This window comes from Enterobacter sp. SECR19-1250 (genome assembly GCF_013391025.1).
GTDB lineage: Bacteria > Pseudomonadota > Gammaproteobacteria > Enterobacterales > Enterobacteriaceae > Enterobacter > Enterobacter cloacae.
Map to the genome: position 1 here is coordinate 1 of NZ_JACASJ010000110.1, position 16,004 is coordinate 16,004.

Consider the following 16,004-nt stretch of genomic DNA (forward strand, 5'->3'; position numbering starts at 1 on the left):
GCTCCGGATGAATATGATGATCTCATATCAGGAACTTGTTCGCACCTTCCCTAGCGCATTTTCATAATCCAAATAGGATTTGAGACGCCTACCCCTAGCCATGATCGTACCCTAAAAACGACATTGATACGTACCTATATGTGCATTTTATAGTCTCCAACCCTATAACCACACATTCAGTAAGTATACAACATTAGCGTCGTTTTTTGAGAATGGTTACAACTTTAGTGCTTTGTGTACAACTTTATTGTCCTCGGACATCTGCCAGCGCCTGCGCACACGCCCAGGCACTGGCCCACGCCCACTGGAAGTTATACCCGCCCAGCCAGCCGGTCACATCCATCACTTCACCGATGAAGTAGAGGCCCGGCACGTTGCGTGCCTCCATCGTGCGAGAGGAGAGCTCATTCGTGTCGACACCGCCCAGCGTGACCTCCGCCGTGCGGTAGCCTTCGGTGCCGTTGGGCTGCACGCGCCAGTTTGTCAGGGTCTCTACCAGCGTCTCCTGCTCGCGGCTGTTAAGCTGCTTAAGGGAAACATCCGGGATCTGCCCTAACCCCTGCAAACACTCTACCAGACGCTTCGGCAACTGCATCGCCAGGGTATTTTTCAGGCTCTGATTCGGGTGCGCCGCACGCTGTTCATTGAGGAACGCATCCAGATCGCACTCCGGCAGCAGGTTAACCGTGACGAACTCGCCCGGCTGCCAGTAGCTGGAGATTTGCAGCACCGCCGGGCCGGAGAGGCCGCGGTGGGTAAAGAGCAAGTTTTCGCGGAACACCGTTCCGTCTTCGGCGGTAATAACGGAAGGAACAGAAACGCCAGAAAGCGTCTGAAGCTGTTCCAGAAGCGGTTTGTGCAGAGTAAAAGGAACCAGTCCCGCACGCGTTGGCAGCACCTTCAGGCCAAACTGCTCGGCAATTTTGTAGCCGAACGGCGAGGCGCCCAGCCCCGGCATCGACAGACCGCCGCTGGCAATGACCAGGTTATCGGCGCTGACGCTTTCGCCGTTGAGCTGCAGCGTATAGCCCTGCTCGTCGCGGGATACGTCCAGCACCTCTGTACGCAGGCGCATTACCACGCCGCCCTTCTCGCACTCGGCCACCAGCATATCGACAATCTGCTGCGCGGAGTCGTCGCAGAACAGCTGTCCCAGCGTCTTCTCATGCCACGCGATACCGTGCTTACCCACAAGATCGATAAAATCCCACTGGGTATAACGCGCCAGCGCAGATTTACAAAAATGGCGGTTCTGGCTCAGATAGGCCGCAGGTTCGACATACAGGTTCGTAAAGTTGCAGCGCCCGCCGCCAGACATCAGGATCTTGCGCCCAGGCTTTTTACCGTTATCCAGCAGCAGCACGCGACGACCCGCCTGTCCGGCCATCGCCGCACAAAACATACCCGCCGCACCGGCGCCAATTACCACGGCATCAAACCTTTCCACGTCAAAACCCTCTTTGTTCACTGCCGCGGATTGTAAAGTTTCCTCTGTGGTCACACCAGCGTAAAAAGATATTACAAAGCCATTTCATTGAAATTTAAAGAATATCCTTTCAGGCACTTTTCCCAAATCAGGTGGTATGTCAAAAAAAGTCTATATTTCACTTTGCCCGCCGCGCATTTGTCCTGGATAATGCGCCGCGTTCATGTCCTCAAAATGGCGTAACGTCCTATGCTACATTTGTTTGCCGGCCTGGATTTACATACCGGGCTTTTATTATTGCTTGCTCTGGTTTTTGTACTGTTTTACGAAGCGATCAACGGCTTCCACGACACTGCAAACGCAGTAGCAACGGTTATCTACACTCGCGCAATGCGATCGCAACTGGCGGTCGTTATGGCGGCGGTATTTAACTTTTTTGGTGTCCTTCTGGGCGGACTGAGCGTTGCGTATGCCATTGTGCATATGCTGCCAACGGATCTGCTGCTTAACGTAAGTTCTGGCCATGGCCTCGCTATGGTGTTCTCAATGCTGCTTGCTGCAATTATCTGGAACCTCGGTACCTGGTATTTCGGCCTGCCTGCATCCAGTTCTCACACCCTCATCGGTGCCATTATCGGTATCGGGTTAACCAACGCCCTGATGACCGGCACCTCGGTTGTTGATGCGCTTAACCTGCCTAAAGTACTGGGTATTTTCGGTTCTCTGATCATCTCCCCTATCGTCGGCCTGGTGGTTGCGGGTGGATTGATTTTCATCCTGCGTCGCTACTGGAGCAACACGAAAAAACGTGCGCGTATCCACCTGACGCCAGCAGAGCGTGAGAAGAAAGACGGCAAGAAAAAGCCACCATTCTGGACGCGTATCGCCCTGATCATTTCCGCCATCGGCGTGGCCTTCTCTCACGGCGCGAACGACGGGCAGAAAGGCATCGGTCTGGTGATGCTGGTTCTGATTGGCGTTGCACCGGCGGGCTTCGTGGTTAACATGAATGCCTCCGGTTATGAAATCACCCGTACCCGTGATGCGGTCAATAACGTTGAAACCTATTTCCAGCAGCACCCTGAACTGCTGAAAAAAGCGACCGGCGTTGACCAGCTGATCCCGTCTCCTGAAGCGGGTGCGACCACCGCCCCGGGCGAGTTCCACTGCCACCCGGCAAACGCGATTAACGCGCTGGAACGTGCAAAAGGCATGCTGGGCGATATCGAAAGCTACGACAAACTGGCCGTTGAACAGCGTGGTCAGCTGCGTCGCATTATGCTCTGCATCTCTGACGTGACCGACAAAGTCGCGAAGCTGCCAGACGTGAATGCTGACGACAAGCGTCTGCTGAAGAAACTGAAAAGCGATATGCTCAACACCATTGAGTACGCGCCAATCTGGATCATCATGGCTGTCGCGCTGGCACTGGGTATCGGTACGATGATTGGCTGGCGTCGTGTGGCAACCACCATCGGCGAGAAGATCGGTAAGAAAGGCATGACCTATGCGCAGGGCATGTCCGCGCAGATGACGGCGGCGGTCTCTATCGGTCTGGCAAGCTACACCGGTATGCCGGTCTCCACCACCCACGTACTCTCTTCGTCCGTGGCAGGTACCATGATTGTTGATGGCGGCGGTCTGCAACGCAAAACCGTGACCAACATTCTGATGGCCTGGGTGTTTACGCTTCCGGCGTCTATCCTGCTCTCGGGTGGGTTGTACTGGATTGCGCTGAAGCTGATTTAATTGGCTGAAGGCTACAAAAAAGCGGGTCAGGAAACTGACCCGCTTTTTTTATGGCTGCTATTTGTCATGAGGTATTAGATAACATGAGGATTTTCTGAACATTTTTTGCTCAAGTTCAAAACACAAAAAAAACTATCATGGCGACCAGAAGAAACATCCAGACAAAGGAGAATGTATGGCTTCTGTCCCTATTTCAGGACCGGGTTCAATCGTTATAGCGAACAATATGCGTGAGGCACGCCTTAATGGAATGTCACGCAATATGGCCACGCCCTCAACGTATTATTGGTTCTATCAAAAAGTCCGAAATGGCGGGCCCTGGGATTATAAAAAATTCGACCCATATTTTGCTGCATTTGGTAACTTCAACTTCGGAGCCGCCGGTACTGCGGCAGGTATCCCTGCAACCATCCTTCTTATGGGGGCAGGCTGGGCTCAAGGCCGGGCAGGTACCTCAAAACCGAAATGGGGAAAATGGTACGAAAAGCCGCCTTACGGAGACGACCCAACGGACCAACGCAACATCAGAGAAGGAATCGAGTATGCCATTCAAAACGGCTATTAAATGGACTCATCGCCTTGTTACCGTTTCGCTTCTGGCTCTGGTCATTGGATTTCTCTGGTTAAACCATCAGCCCAATCAGCGAAAAAGCGATGAGCTACAGCGCGTTTATAAATTATCCGATAGCGTCTGGCTCTATATGACCGTGAACAATCAGGGTGGCACAACCGTACCAACAATCTACCGTTACTACCTCTCGGGGGCGCTCTCAGGGAAAGATACTGACATTATCCATCAGCTTGCTATGAAGTATCCGATCATCGAAGGTACAGGCACGATTACCTCAGCCAGTATTGATACAAGCGGGGAAGTGAAAATTGCCTATAGCGGGAAGGTTATTTCGATTGAGAACAATATCACCGATCTCCGGTTCTCAGTTAAGCCCTGAGCCAGATGAAAGAAGGCGGGGCTTACCCCGCCTGCTGTAATACTCAGTGCCAAATCATTAAGGCAATCATACTGACGACGACCAGGCCACACAGGGCGCTGGTCAAAATGAACTGGCGACGCAGGCGCTCGCAGCGGCGGATAAACTCTTCATCGTGATGATCCCGGTAGCGCTGGTAGTAGATATACCCGACCAGGCGCATCTGTTTGCTGGGCTGTCCATGCGAGGTGAAGAACCCTCCACCGTCCACATACTGATAAAGCAACGGATCGCAACCACGAAGTACCACTAACAGCGCACGTAACGATGAGAAGTAGCGCGCCATATTCACTATGCAAACTACGCATAACGCCCAAAACAATGCGACGGTGCTAATCATACATCCTCCCCGGCGTCCGCCCACGAAGCAAGGCTTCTGAGCTACCGCACCCCAATGCCCTGACAGACAGTTCAGTGAAAGAATGACCAAAAGTCGATCCGGTTCGCGTTTTAATATCCGAACGGTTCATTAAATAGTGTAGGAGATCCGTTAATTTTTTTGCCACAAGGTTAATCGTTATCAACACCAAAGCTTGAAAAATATGTTTAACTGGGCCGTAATGAAAGCATCAGACGACGGCTTTCTGTTTAGTCATCGATAACTTAAGGAAGGAGTAACACTATGGCTTACAAACACATTCTCATCGCGGTAGACCTCTCCCCGGAGAGCAAAGTGCTGGTTGATAAAGCAGTATCCATGGCACGCCCTTACAACGCGAAAGTTTCGCTGATTCACGTTGATGTGAATTACTCCGACCTTTATACCGGTCTGATCGACGTGAATCTCGGCGATATGCAAAAACGCATCTCCGAAGAGACACACCACGCCCTGAGCGAGCTGTCCACCAACGCAGGTTACCCGATCACTGAAACCTTAAGCGGTAGCGGCGATCTGGGCCAGGTGCTGGTCGATGCGATTAAGAAATACGATATGGACCTGGTGGTTTGCGGTCATCACCAGGACTTCTGGAGCAAGCTGATGTCCTCAGCGCGTCAGCTCATCAATACCGTTCACGTGGATATGCTGATTGTTCCGCTGCGTGACGAAGAAGACGAGTAAGTGCAAAAAAGCCCGGTGGCGCTAACGCTTACCGGGCCTACAAATGGCACTGAACGTAGGCCGGGTAAGGCGAAGCCGCCACCCGGCTTTTTTATTCCGGCGTACCCGAATAAATATCAAACCGGTGCCCTTTGGTGGTCACCGCGTTGGTCGTCGCAACGTCCGCCAGCGGCGGCGCGTAGTCCGGGCGTTTCACCACCACCCGCTTCGTTGCAAGCTGACGGGCAGGCTCAAGCAGGCCGTCCGCATCCAGATCCGGCCCCACCAGCGACTGAAACACCCGCATCTCTTTTTTCACCAGCGCGCTTTTCTGCTTATGCGGGAACATCGGATCGAGATAGACCACCTGCGGGCGCGGGGTGATATCGGTCAACGCCGTCAGGCTGGAGGCGTGGATCAGCTGTAAACGTTCCTGCAACCACGGGCCGATTTCCGGGTCCGCGTAACCACGAGTCAGGCCGTCATCCAGCAACGCGGCCACCACCGGGTTGCGCTCCAGCATCCGCACGCGGCAGCCGACAGACGCCAGCACAAACGCATCGCGCCCCAGCCCCGCCGTGGCATCCACCACATCCGGAAGATAGCTCCCTTTGATGCCGACGGCTTTTGCAACAGCCTCACCGCGGCCGCCGCCAAACTTGCGCCGGTGCGCCATCGCGCCCCCGACAAAATCGACAAAAATCCCGCCGAGTTTCGGTTCGTCGCGTTTACGTAATTCGAGATGCTCTGGCGTCATCACCAGCGCCATCAGGTTTTCTTCATCGTGCTCCAGCCCCCAACGGGCGGCCAGAACAGATAAGGCGCCGTCTCCGGCGCCTGTTTCATCCACTAAGCAGATCTTCACGTAGCAATCAGCCTTTGATCCCGTAATGCTCAAGCATCGCATCCAGCTGCGGCTCGCGGCCACGGAAGCGTTTGAACAGCTCCATCGGCTCTTCTGAGCCGCCGCGGGTCAGGATGTTATCGAGGAACGACTGACCGGTTTCACGGTTAAAAATCCCCTCTTCTTCAAAGCGAGAGAAAGCATCCGCCGCCAGGACATCGGCCCACAGGTAGCTGTAATAACCTGCCGCATAGCCGCCCGCGAAGATGTGGCTGAACGCGTGCGGGAAGCGACCCCAGGTTGGCCCTGGAATAACCGCAACCTGCTTTTTAATCTCGGCCAGGGTTTCGAGGATTTTTGCCCCCTGCTCCGGGCTAAACTCGGCGTGCAGGCGGAAGTCGAACAGGCCGAACTCCAGCTGGCGCAGAATAAACATTGCCGCCTGGTAGTTCTTGGCTGCCAGCATTTTATCCAGCAGTTCTTTCGGCAGCGGTTCACCGGTCTCGTAGTGGCCGGAGATAAACGCCAGCGCGTCCGGCTCCCAGCACCAGTTTTCCATAAACTGGCTCGGCAGCTCGACCGCATCCCACGGCACACCGCTAATACCGGCCACGCCTGCGGTTTCAATGCGGGTCAGCATATGGTGCAGACCGTGACCGAACTCATGGAACAGGGTGATCACTTCGTCGTGGGTGAAGAGCGCAGGCTTGCCGCTCACCGGACGGTTGAAGTTACAGGTCAGGTAAGCGACAGGCTTCTGCAGGGAACCGTCGGCTTTACGCATCTGGCCGACGCAGTCATCCATCCACGCCCCGCCGCGCTTGTTCTCACGCGCGTAGAGATCGAGGTAGAAGCTGCCGCGCAGTTCGTTTTTCTCGTCATACAGCTCGAAGAAGCGCACGTCCGGGTGCCAGACGTCGATATCAGTACGTTCTTTGGCGGTGATGCCGTAGATGCGTTTCACCACTTCGAACAGGCCGTTAACGGCTTTGTTTTCCGGGAAGTACGGGCGCAGCTGCTCGTCGCTGATGCTGTAGAGGTGCTGCTTCTGTTTTTCGCTGTAATACGCGATGTCCCACGGCTGCAGCTCATCCACGCCGAACTCCGCTTTGGCGAAGGCGCGCAGCTGGGCCAGCTCTTTTTCACCCTGAGGACGGGCGCGTTTCGCCAGATCGGTCAGGAAATCGAGCACCTGCTGCGGGTTCTCGGCCATTTTGGTGGCGAGGGATTTGTCCGCGTAGCTGTCAAAGCCCAGCAGCTGTGCCAGCTCGTGACGCAGGGCGAGGATTTCCGCCATCACCGGGCTGTTATCCCACTTACCGGCATTCGGCCCCTGATCGGAGGCGCGGGTGCTGTAGGCGCGGTACATCTCTTCACGCAATGCCTGGTTGTCGCAGTAGGTCATCACCGGCAGGTAGCTCGGGATATCCAGCGTTAACAGGAAACCTTCCTGCTCTTTCGCTTCGGCCTGGGCTTTTGCCGCCGCCAGTGCGCTTTCCGGCATACCCGCCAGCTCTGCTTCGTCGGTAATCAGCTTCGTCCATCCCATGGTGGCGTCGAGCACGTTGTTGCTGTACTGGTTACCCAGCTCAGACAGGCGCGCCGCGATTTCGCCGTAGCGAACCTGCTTCTCTTTTGGCAGGCCAATCCCGGAAAGCTCGAAATCACGCAGGGCGTTATCGACGGATTTTTTCTGCGCGGTGTTCAGTTCAGCATAGTGGTCGCCGTCGCGCAGATCGCGATACGCCTTGTAGAGCCCTTCGTGCTGGCCGACCCAGGTGCTGTACTCGGAGAGCAGCGGCAGGGTTTGTTCGTAGGCTTCACGCAGCTCCGGGCTGTTTTTTACCGAGTTGAGGTGGCTTACCGGGGAGAAGATACGCCCCAGCACGTCATCCACTTCGGCCAGCGGCTGACACAGATTTTCCCAGGTGTACGGCCCGCCCTGCGCGACCACGCTTTCTACCGCCGCGCGGCAGTTGTCCAGCGCTTGCGTAACGGCTGGAACCACATGCTCAGGGAGGATTTTAGAAAACGGTGGCAACGAAAAAGGCGTCAGTAATGGATTGGTCATAAACGCTGTCCTGTTGAATTTGATGAATGAAGCGCACATCCGGCGCTGTGCATATGGTTCAGTAATGGGGTTAAGTGTAGAGGATTTCAATGCCGGGCGTTGCGCTTTCGCGGCCGTGGAAACTTTTCTGTATACTGTGGCGATACGCTCTATTTTAGCCCGATGGCGCTACGCTTATCGGGCCTACGTTGACTACCCGGAACACATTCATCCATGCTCAGTTATCGCCACAGCTTTCACGCAGGCAACCACGCCGACGTCCTCAAACACACCGTTCAGAGCCTGATCATCGAATCACTCAAAGAGAAAGAGAAGCCGTTTCTTTATCTGGACACCCACGCGGGCGCGGGCCGCTATCAGCTGAGCGGCGAACACGCCGAGCGTACCGGTGAATATCTCGAAGGGATCGCCCGTATCTGGCAGCAGGACGATCTGCCTGCCGAACTGGAACCGTACATTGGTGTGGTGAATCATTTCAACCGCAACGGCCAGTTGCGCTACTACCCGGGCTCGCCATTGATTGCCCGTCAGCTGCTGCGTGAGCAGGACAGCCTGCAGTTGACCGAGCTGCACCCAAGCGATTTCCCGCTGCTGCGTTCTGAGTTTCAGAAAGACAGCCGCGCCCGCGTGGACAAAGCCGATGGCTACCTGCAGCTGAAAGCCAAACTGCCGCCGGTCTCCCGTCGCGGCCTGGTGCTGATCGACCCGCCATACGAAATCAAAACCGACTATCAGGCGGTGGTCACCGGCATTAACGAAGGTTACAAACGTTTTGCGACCGGCACCTACGCCCTGTGGTACCCGGTGGTCCTGCGCGCGCAGATCAAGCGCATGATCAAAGATCTGGAAGCGACCGGCATCCGCAAAATCTTGCAGATTGAGCTGGCCGTCCGTCCGGACAGCGACCAGCGCGGCATGACCGCCTCCGGCATGATTGTCATTAACCCGCCATGGAAGCTCGAAGCGCAGATGAACAACGTTCTGCCGTGGCTGCATAAAACGCTGGTACCTGCCGGGACAGGTCACGCCACCGTCAGCTGGATTGTGCCAGAGTAATCGCAGCCATCGGTGGAAACTATTGATTTCAGGTATACAATCGCGGCAATTCACGATTAAGGATAAAAGCTATGACTAAGCATTATGACTACATCGCAATCGGCGGCGGTAGCGGCGGCATCGCCTCCATCAACCGTGCGGCCATGTATGGCCAGAAGTGTGCGCTGATTGAAGCCAAAGCGCTGGGCGGCACCTGCGTCAACGTGGGTTGTGTACCGAAAAAGGTGATGTGGCATGCGGCGCAAATCCGTGAAGCCATCCATATGTATGGCCCGGATTACGGCTTTGACACCACGATCAACCACTTCGACTGGGAGAAGCTGATCGCCAGCCGTACCGCCTACATCGACCGCATTCACACCTCGTACGATAACGTGCTGGGTAAGAACAACGTAGATGTGATCCACGGCTTCGCCCGCTTTGTGGACGCGAAAACGATCGAAGTGAACGGGGAGACGATCACTGCCGATCATATCCTGATCGCTACCGGCGGCCGTCCGAGCCACCCGAACATCCCGGGTGCCGAATACGGCATCGACTCCGACGGTTTCTTCGAGCTGCCAGCCCTGCCAGAGCGCGTTGCGGTGGTGGGCGCGGGTTATATCGCGGTCGAGCTGGCCGGTGTGATTAACGGTCTGGGCGCTGAAGCGCACCTGTTCGTGCGTAAACATGCGCCGCTGCGCAGCTTTGATCCGCTGATCGTCGACACCTTAGTAGAAGTGATGAACACCGAAGGTCCAACCCTGCATACCAACGCCGTGCCAAAAGCGGTGATTAAAAATGCAGACGGCAGCCTGACCCTGGAGCTGGAAGATGGCCGCAGCCAGACCGTCGACTGCCTGATCTGGGCGATTGGCCGTGAACCGGCGAATGACAACTTCAACCTGGCCGTAACCGGCGTGAAAACCGATGAAAAAGGCTATATCGTCGTCGATAAATTCCAGAACACCAGCGTACCGGGCATTTACGCGGTGGGCGATAACACCGGTGCCGTTGAACTGACCCCGGTGGCCGTTGCGGCGGGGCGTCGCCTTTCCGAGCGTCTGTTCAACAACAAGCCGGATGAGCACCTGGATTACAGCAACATCCCGACCGTGGTCTTCAGCCACCCGCCTATCGGCACCGTCGGTTTAACCGAGCCGCAGGCGCGCGAGCAGTATGGCGACGATCAGGTGAAAGTGTATAAATCTGCGTTTACCGCAATGTATACCGCCGTCACCTCGCACCGTCAGCCGTGCCGCATGAAGCTGGTCTGCGTGGGCCCGGAAGAGAAGATTGTCGGTATCCACGGCATTGGCTTTGGCATGGATGAGATCCTGCAGGGCTTTGCAGTGGCGCTGAAGATGGGCGCGACGAAGAAAGACTTCGATAACACCGTGGCGATCCACCCGACCGCGGCCGAAGAGTTTGTGACCATGCGCTAGTCCTGATGCCCCTCCACTGAGGGGCATTCTTTTTTACATTCACAAATCGTTGCAAAACGAATGCTCCGAAAAGAGTGATCTACCGCACATATTCCTCCCCATCTACCGAAGCGAATGTCTACGCTTATAAGACGCCCGGATAAACCTGTCTTCAAGAACACCTAACCGGAGGTCCTTATCATTATGTTCAACCAGAAACTACAGGCTAACGAGAACATCGCGTTCGAGATCGCAGAAGAGCTGCGCTACGAGACCGATCCCTGCGAGTTGAAACTGGATGAGATGATTGAGGCGGAGCCGGAGCCAGAAATGATCGAGGGGCTACCCGCCTCCGATGCCCTGACCCCCGCTGACCGTTACCTTGAGCTGTTCGAACATGTGCAGTCAACAAGGCTGTTTGCGGATAGCAAAACCTTTCCCGACTGCGCGCCGAAGATGGATCCGCTGGATATTTTGATCCGCTATCGTAAGGTGCGACGTCACCGGGATTTCGACCTGCGCCAGTTCGTGGAGAATCACTTCTGGCTGCCCGAGACCTATAGCACGGAGTATGTGTCCGACCCGGGGCTGTCGCTTAAAGAGCATATCGACAGCCTGTGGCCCGTGCTGACGCGCGAGCCGCAGGACCATATCCCCTGGTCTTCCCTGCTAGCTCTGCCGCAGGCCTATATCGTCCCCGGCGGACGATTCAGCGAGACCTACTACTGGGATTCCTACTTCTCGATGCTGGGGCTGGCCGAGAGCGGCCGTAACGATCTGCTGAAGTGTATGGCGGATAACTTCGCGTGGCTGATCGAGCGTTACGGCCATATCCCGAACGGCAACCGAACCTACTACCTCAGCCGCTCCCAGCCGCCGGTCTTTGCCCTGATGGTGGAGCTGTTTGAAGAGGACGGGGTGCGCGGTGCGAAGCGCTACCTTGAGCACCTCAAAATGGAGCACGCCTTCTGGATGGACGGCGCGGAGTCGCTACTGCTGAATCAGGCCTATCGCAGCGCGGTGCGTATGCCGGATGGCTCATTGCTGAACCGCTACTGGGATGACCGTGACACTCCGCGCGACGAATCGTGGATTGAGGACGTGGAGACGGCCCGCCATTCCGGTCGACCACCCAATGAGGTGTATCGCGATCTGCGTGCAGGGGCGGCCTCCGGCTGGGATTACTCCTCCCGCTGGCTGCGCGAACCGGGCCGACTGGCCAGCATTCGCACCACGCAGTTTATCCCTATCGACCTGAACGCCTTCCTGTTCAAGCTGGAAAGCGCTATCGCCAATATCTCGGCGTCGAAAGGAGATAAGGAGACGGCTGACCTGTTCCGCCAGAAAGCCAGCGATCGCCGGGCAGCGGTGAACCGCTACCTGTGGGATGAAGAGAATGGCTGCTACCGCGATTACGACTGGCGTCGGGAAAATATGGCGCTGTTCTCTGCGGCGAGCATTGTGCCGCTGTATGTCGGAATGGCGACCCATGAGCAGGCAGAACGCTTGTCTGATGCGGTTAAATCACGTCTGCTCACTCCGGGCGGTATCCTGGCGACCGAGTACGAAACCGGCGAGCAGTGGGATAAACCCAATGGCTGGGCACCGCTGCAGTGGATGGCCATTCAGGGCTTCAAGCAGTACGGCAACGACTCACTGGGCGATGAGATCGCCTGGAGCTGGCTGCATACGGTGAATCATTTTTATAAGACTCACCATAAGCTGATTGAGAAGTATCACATCGCCAGCAGTACCCCACGCGAAGGGGGCGGCGGTGAGTATCCATTGCAGGATGGCTTTGGCTGGACGAATGGCGTGGTACGGCGGTTGATTGGATTGTATGGGGAGCCTTGAGTGGGGTGCGGTCTGGTGCCCTCACCCCGCCCCTCTCCCAAAGGGCTGAGGGATCCCCATAAAATAATGCCTGCACAGACGGCCCCCTCTCCCTTGGGGAGAGGGCAGGGGTGAGGGGGAACATACGGCTGTGGAGGTCATTCCGTTCACTTTATGTTCCTTGCTACTCTGTAACGGCATGACTTGTGAACGTGCCAGGGTGGCTCAGTCGCCACCACCCTGGCGACCCGGGCTCCCGGCGGTAAATCGCCGCTTCGCGGTGCCTTCGGCTTATTCCTTCCGGCTTATCGGGGACGGGCGGATGTAACGTCCCTGTAAAGCCGCCCTCTCGGCGCATCCATGCGCCTCGCCCCGGCCTGCAGGAAACGCCTCAGCGATTTACAGCCGGACCAGGGATTCGCTGTAAGCCCTTCATTTTCCTGAAGAAACATTCATCGCTTTCGGTAAAAAATTACTGGGGATCCCTCAGCCCACAGGGAGAGGGAGAAATGGTTAGCGGATCACCTCATAAATGGCAGACTGAATAGCCTGCCATTTTTTTGTGCTGGCATTCGGCTGTGACTCGGCGCGGCGCGTCGCCATATCCAAATCGTGCTGCTGGCGTTTCACCACGGCCGGGACGGTACAAAACGATTTCAGGTACTGTTTACGCAGGGATGTCAGCGATTCGCCATTCGCCATGGCATGGGTGAGCGTATTGATAAACCGGCGGCACGGCTTCTCTTCCACCATGTGCTGTCGGTAGCGCAACATCAGCTCCAGCACGTCGTCATGGTTGGATGACATCGCCTCTTCGGTCCATGACAGCTTCCAGTCCATTCCACCCTGCAAAAAGAGCTGCGCGATGCGGGTGTCATTTCGGTTGATGGCCGAGCGGAAATTATTCTCGTCCCAGGTAATGCCCATGCGCGTCAGCGTCTCACGCGAGGAGGGCGTTTCCCGCATCTCCTGCGGCGCAGGCGTTTCGGTGGCGGCCACCGCGGTCTCTGCTGGCGCGCTGCTGGTCACCAGCCAGAATCCTCCCACAACAATCGCGATGACCATCACGCCCACTGCGCCCCATAACACGCCGGAGATGAGCTGCTCGCGTTGTTCTGGCGTTCGCGGGGCGCGCTGGGTCGGTTTTTCGATGGTGTCACGTACTTCAAATAAATCCCCGCCGGTGACCCGATCCCTTTTCTGTGCTTTTTCCCAGAAAGCATGCAGTTCGCTGGCATCCACCGCCATTATCCCGGCCGGGTTGACGCGGGTTCGCCCCTCTTCAAACGCACGCTGAACGGGCCGGGTGATCTGGGTGTAGTAGTTGTCGAGCAACTGGATTTGCGCCGAGGTTAACGCTTTCTGAACGGTAAGGTTGTTGCGGATCTGGCGGATGTCATCAAGGAAGGTTTGCAGCGTTTTGCGCGGCTCCACCAGCAGCGTCAGCATGGACGGATCGCTGAACAGCGACGCGTAGTAGCGGCTGTACTCTTTTTTATCCACCAGCATCTGGGCCAGCTCGCTGAACATCATGCCGCTTAGCACATCGTTGATGTCGCCAAGCTTCAGCCAGCGCCGCACGCGGTCAGCGTTAAACAGGGTCTTCAGGTGGTTGTTCAGACGGACCTGATCGGGCCACGCCTGCTGGATAAGCCCTTTAATCATCAGTTCAATTGCACGCACCTGCTTGTGCGCCTGCTGCTGTTCAAGATCGCTGCCCGGCGCCAGCTCGGTACTGTAAGTGAGAAGAGGCTGTTGCAGACGTAGATGTTCCAGCGCGGTGACAAACCGCATTGCCGCAATAAGCTGATTTTCACTGACATCCTGCCCGCTTTCATACTGCGGTACGCGCTGCTGCAACAGGCGCAGTTGCAGGGTAAATTCTGACATCTCGGCATCGTTCAGGTTGAGCTTCTTCGCCACGGCCCCCCATCCGCCCAGGCCTAAACGGGCGCTATCCAGCTGCTCCAGAAACCAGCGTGGATCTTTTCCCTCAGAAACATGTACATTCAGGAGAAGCAATATTTCCACAGAGGCCTGACGAATGACCGCCAGACAGTGTTCAAACTGTTCGCGGTTATGGTGTGATGTGCTGAGCGTCATTGTTTTCCTTAAAAGACCACGAAGACATCCAAAAGGGGCCCGGAACGGCCGTTTTTCTTTTTATTTATACGCGCTTAACCATACCTGACTTTCTGTTGAAATAAAGTGACAGTCCTAAAATCATTTATATTGTTTCAGGAGAATCTGAATGCCTCAGCTAACCACCTCGCGTCTTATCTGCTCGCCGTTACAGGAAGATGACTGGCCCTTTTTTCTGGCGCTACAGCAAGACCCGGATGTGATGCGCTTTGTCGCGCAGGATCGCACTGTGGCGGACATTCGTGAGGCCTTCGACTCCCGACTGACGCCATGGACGCCCGGCTGCATGCACTGGCTCTGCCTCGTGGTTCGCGATAACGCCAGCCAGACTCCGCTGGGGGTGACCGGCTACCAACACCACGAAGCAGATTGCGCCGAAGTCGGTTTCCTTTTCGCCCCCGCGGCCCAGGGAAAAGGCTACGGCTTTGAATCCCTGCAGGCACTCTGTGATTATGCCTTCCACCAGGGGGGGATCCGCCGCCTCACCGCCACCGTCACGGCAGGGAATATCGCCTCCCGGCGTCTGCTGGAAAAAGCCCGCTTCCGGCTGGAGGGTGAGCTGCGTGAGAGCTATTACCTTGGCGGCCGCTGGCATAATGACTGGCTATTCGGTTTATTACAGCGCGACTATCTGGAAAATATCAGCTGAGCAACGGCCATTTGGCGGATATGTCTCGTGCCGTATTTCCTCTACAGTAGTGTCTGAAAGATGAAAATACCATGTTGAAGCTATCTTCTGCTGCCGTTGAATTAATTAAAAAACAGCAAGGGCTGTCTCTGGAAAAATACCGTGATGAGCACGGTACTGAGGTTATTGGGTATGGTCACGTTATTCAGCAATGGGAGAAGTTCCATGGTCTTATTACCGTTGCTGAAGCAGAGCGCTTGTTAGATAACGATATTCAGATTTATGAGACGTTAATTCAGGAAAATATCGCCCAGCCATTAACGCAACACCAGCACGATGCGCTGGTGTTGCGTTAATGTTCAGTTTTAGTGACACACCGTGTCCGATAAACGCCATCGCTCAGGCGGTGAGCCGGGTATAGCACATTGCCGCCTGCGTGCGATTTTTTACATCCAGCCGCCGGAAAAGTGACTCCAGATGGGCCTTTACCGTTGCCGCACTGATATTGAGCGTGCGGCCAATCTCTTTATTAGACTCCCCGGCGGCCAGTAACTTGAGCACTTCACGCTGGCGCTCGCTTAAGGATAACAATGCCTGGTGTGACGCCTGCTGCGCAAGCCATTCGCCGGGAAAACAGACCATCCCCCGGGAGACCGAATCCAGCACTGCGGCAAACCGCTCGGGACTGGCATTACGGGGAATAATCGCCTTCACGTTGCGCTGAAACATCTGTTCAGCCCATCGGGTCTCTTTTTTCGTCAGCACCATCACGGCTTTGTTGAATAAATCAGATTTCGGGTAAGTCTCCCCCGTAGCGGGTTGTG

The 16,004-nt window shown here is 55.8% G+C and carries 14 protein-coding genes and 1 pseudogene; 9 read left to right on the top strand and 6 right to left on the bottom strand.

Annotated features, from left to right (window positions below; all coding sequences use genetic code 11):
- Nucleotides 1–244: 244 nt before the first annotated feature.
- Nucleotides 245–1,447: an NAD(P)/FAD-dependent oxidoreductase gene (locus HX884_RS21675; RefSeq protein WP_044159598.1), complete on the bottom strand. Its 1,203-nt coding sequence runs from the start codon at nucleotides 1,445–1,447 to the stop codon at nucleotides 245–247.
- Nucleotides 1,448–1,675: 228 nt separating this feature from the next.
- Between HX884_RS21675 and pitA the strand changes: the two genes are divergently transcribed.
- From pitA to HX884_RS21690, 3 genes are all read left to right on the top strand, one after another.
- Nucleotides 1,676–3,175 (top strand): inorganic phosphate transporter PitA, encoded by a 1,500-nt coding sequence (pitA, locus tag HX884_RS21680; protein ID WP_013099193.1) that lies wholly within the window; start codon nucleotides 1,676–1,678, stop codon nucleotides 3,173–3,175.
- A 175-nt stretch (nucleotides 3,176–3,350) separates the two neighbouring features.
- On the top strand, nucleotides 3,351–3,740 hold the full coding sequence (locus HX884_RS21685) for a polymorphic toxin type 44 domain-containing protein (protein ID WP_048972534.1): 390 nt from the start codon (nucleotides 3,351–3,353) through the stop codon (nucleotides 3,738–3,740).
- Nucleotides 3,718–4,125: a hypothetical protein gene (locus HX884_RS21690; RefSeq protein ID WP_062856189.1), complete on the top strand. Its 408-nt coding sequence runs from the start codon at nucleotides 3,718–3,720 to the stop codon at nucleotides 4,123–4,125. The genes HX884_RS21685 and HX884_RS21690 overlap by 23 nt, the downstream gene beginning before the upstream one ends.
- Before the next feature lie 43 nt (nucleotides 4,126–4,168).
- Here the strand turns inward: HX884_RS21690 and uspB are convergent, their stop codons facing one another.
- Nucleotides 4,169–4,504: a universal stress protein UspB gene (gene uspB / locus HX884_RS21695; protein WP_003861224.1), complete on the bottom strand. Its 336-nt coding sequence runs from the start codon at nucleotides 4,502–4,504 to the stop codon at nucleotides 4,169–4,171.
- 282 nt (nucleotides 4,505–4,786) lie between these two features.
- Here uspB and uspA point away from each other — a divergent pair, with 282 nt between their 5' ends.
- On the top strand, nucleotides 4,787–5,224 hold the full coding sequence (gene uspA, locus HX884_RS21700; protein ID WP_003861223.1) for a universal stress protein UspA: 438 nt from the start codon (nucleotides 4,787–4,789) through the stop codon (nucleotides 5,222–5,224).
- Nucleotides 5,225–5,315: 91 nt separating this feature from the next.
- On the opposite strand, the gene rsmJ is transcribed toward uspA, so the two are convergent.
- Both rsmJ and prlC read right to left on the bottom strand, forming a co-directional pair.
- The gene (rsmJ, locus tag HX884_RS21705; protein ID WP_032644932.1) at nucleotides 5,316–6,068 is read right to left on the bottom strand and encodes a 16S rRNA (guanine(1516)-N(2))-methyltransferase RsmJ; all 753 of its coding nucleotides are present in this window, start codon (nucleotides 6,066–6,068) and stop codon (nucleotides 5,316–5,318) included.
- A 7-nt stretch (nucleotides 6,069–6,075) separates the two neighbouring features.
- The gene (prlC, locus tag HX884_RS21710; protein WP_178328779.1) at nucleotides 6,076–8,118 is read right to left on the bottom strand and encodes an oligopeptidase A; all 2,043 of its coding nucleotides are present in this window, start codon (nucleotides 8,116–8,118) and stop codon (nucleotides 6,076–6,078) included.
- 213 nt (nucleotides 8,119–8,331) lie between these two features.
- Here prlC and HX884_RS21715 point away from each other — a divergent pair, with 213 nt between their 5' ends.
- The 3 genes from HX884_RS21715 (at nucleotide 8,332) to HX884_RS21725 (ending at nucleotide 12,431) form a co-directional block, all read left to right on the top strand.
- Nucleotides 8,332–9,174 (top strand): 23S rRNA (adenine(2030)-N(6))-methyltransferase RlmJ, encoded by an 843-nt coding sequence (locus tag HX884_RS21715; RefSeq protein ID WP_029883697.1) that lies wholly within the window; start codon nucleotides 8,332–8,334, stop codon nucleotides 9,172–9,174.
- 71 nt (nucleotides 9,175–9,245) lie between these two features.
- Nucleotides 9,246–10,598 (top strand): glutathione-disulfide reductase, encoded by a 1,353-nt coding sequence (gene gorA / locus HX884_RS21720; protein ID WP_020687710.1) that lies wholly within the window; start codon nucleotides 9,246–9,248, stop codon nucleotides 10,596–10,598.
- 183 nt (nucleotides 10,599–10,781) lie between these two features.
- Entirely contained in the window at nucleotides 10,782–12,431 is a 1,650-nt protein-coding gene (locus HX884_RS21725; RefSeq protein ID WP_013099199.1) for an alpha,alpha-trehalase, read from the top strand.
- A gap of 492 nt (nucleotides 12,432–12,923) precedes the next feature.
- Here the strand turns inward: HX884_RS21725 and HX884_RS21730 are convergent, their stop codons facing one another.
- Nucleotides 12,924–14,513 carry an STY4199 family HEPN domain-containing protein gene (locus HX884_RS21730; RefSeq protein ID WP_178328780.1) on the bottom strand — a complete coding sequence of 530 codons (1,590 nt, stop codon included), beginning with the start codon at nucleotides 14,511–14,513 and terminating at the stop codon, nucleotides 12,924–12,926.
- 148 nt (nucleotides 14,514–14,661) lie between these two features.
- Here HX884_RS21730 and HX884_RS21735 point away from each other — a divergent pair, with 148 nt between their 5' ends.
- Nucleotides 14,662–15,201, top strand: coding sequence for a GNAT family N-acetyltransferase (locus tag HX884_RS21735; protein ID WP_013099201.1), 540 nt, complete (start codon nucleotides 14,662–14,664; stop codon nucleotides 15,199–15,201).
- Nucleotides 15,202–15,272: 71 nt separating this feature from the next.
- Nucleotides 15,273–15,601 (top strand): annotated as a pseudogene (locus HX884_RS21740) (lysozyme).
- Here HX884_RS21740 and HX884_RS21745 read toward each other — a convergent pair.
- Nucleotides 15,580–16,004: response regulator transcription factor (locus tag HX884_RS21745; RefSeq protein WP_178328781.1), on the bottom strand; the 425-nt coding region annotated here is incomplete at its 5' end. The pseudogene HX884_RS21740 and the gene HX884_RS21745 sit on opposite strands and share 22 nt — an antisense overlap.

Coding starts and splice junctions, on each gene's coding strand:
- pitA (WP_013099193.1), top strand. CDS start 1,676: ATGCTACATTTGTTTGCCGGCCTGGATTTACATACCGGGCTTTTATTA.
- HX884_RS21685 (WP_048972534.1), top strand. CDS start 3,351: ATGGCTTCTGTCCCTATTTCAGGACCGGGTTCAATCGTTATAGCGAAC.
- HX884_RS21690 (WP_062856189.1), top strand. CDS start 3,718: ATGCCATTCAAAACGGCTATTAAATGGACTCATCGCCTTGTTACCGTT.
- uspB (WP_003861224.1), bottom strand. CDS start 4,504: ATGATTAGCACCGTCGCATTGTTTTGGGCGTTATGCGTAGTTTGCATA.
- uspA (WP_003861223.1), top strand. CDS start 4,787: ATGGCTTACAAACACATTCTCATCGCGGTAGACCTCTCCCCGGAGAGC.
- prlC (WP_178328779.1), bottom strand. CDS start 8,118: ATGACCAATCCATTACTGACGCCTTTTTCGTTGCCACCGTTTTCTAAA.
- HX884_RS21715 (WP_029883697.1), top strand. CDS start 8,332: ATGCTCAGTTATCGCCACAGCTTTCACGCAGGCAACCACGCCGACGTC.
- gorA (WP_020687710.1), top strand. CDS start 9,246: ATGACTAAGCATTATGACTACATCGCAATCGGCGGCGGTAGCGGCGGC.
- HX884_RS21725 (WP_013099199.1), top strand. CDS start 10,782: ATGTTCAACCAGAAACTACAGGCTAACGAGAACATCGCGTTCGAGATC.
- HX884_RS21730 (WP_178328780.1), bottom strand. CDS start 14,513: ATGACGCTCAGCACATCACACCATAACCGCGAACAGTTTGAACACTGT.
- HX884_RS21735 (WP_013099201.1), top strand. CDS start 14,662: ATGCCTCAGCTAACCACCTCGCGTCTTATCTGCTCGCCGTTACAGGAA.